Raw genomic sequence first — 748 nt, forward strand, 5'->3', positions numbered from 1 at the left:
TTGGCCTCCGACTTGTCCCGGCGCACCTGTCCGCCTCGCAGGTGGTCGCGCTCGCGGACGACGCGGCCGCCGCCCTGGCCGACCTCGCGAGGCCGGTGCCGCGGCGCCCGTCGCGCCAGGCCCGCCGGGGCAGCCGGTTCCACGAGTGGGTCGAGGCGCGCAGCGGACCCCGGCACGGCCTGTTCGAGCCCGACGAGCTCGTCGGGGCCGCCGACGACGCGGACGCCGACGCCGACGACGCCGACCTGCGCCTGCTGCAGCAGCGCTTCGAGGCCAGCGGGTGGGCCACCGCGCAGGTCGTCGCGGTCGAGGTGCCCTTCGCGACACCGCTGGACCTCGACGGGCGCCGGGTGGTGCTGCGCGGCCGGGTGGACGCCGTGCTGCGCTCCACCGACCCGCGGTTCGACCTCGACGTCGTCGACTGGAAGACCGGTCGGCCTCCGGGCACCGCCGAGTCGGGGGCTCGGGACGCCCAGCTCGCGGTCTACCGGCTCGCGGTGGCGCGGCTGCACGACGTCCCGCTCGACCGGGTCGGCGCGGCGTTCTGGTACGGCAGCGTCGGGCCGGCCGGTCTCACCCGCCGCCCCGCCCGGCTGCTCGACGAGGCCGGGCTGGTCCGGCTGCTGTCCGCCCTGCCGGGCGTCTAGCGGGGCGCGGGCCCGGGGGTGCCGGGGGCGCCGGAGGTGCCGGACAGGTCGACGACGCTGGAGCCGCGGCGCGCGGGGGGCCCGGCCGGGGCGTCGCCGTC

At 79.5% G+C, this 748-nt stretch carries 1 protein-coding gene; it reads left to right on the top strand.

The annotated features are described in order from the left end of the window. Window positions 1–647, top strand: a 647-nt coding sequence (locus WCS02_RS20830) for a PD-(D/E)XK nuclease family protein (RefSeq protein ID WP_340296216.1), incomplete at its 5' end; no start/stop codon positions are given. Between the last annotated feature and the right edge of the window lie 101 nt (window positions 648–748).

This window comes from Aquipuribacter hungaricus, assembly GCF_037860755.1.
Classification (GTDB): Bacteria; Actinomycetota; Actinomycetes; order Actinomycetales; family JBBAYJ01; genus Aquipuribacter; species Aquipuribacter hungaricus.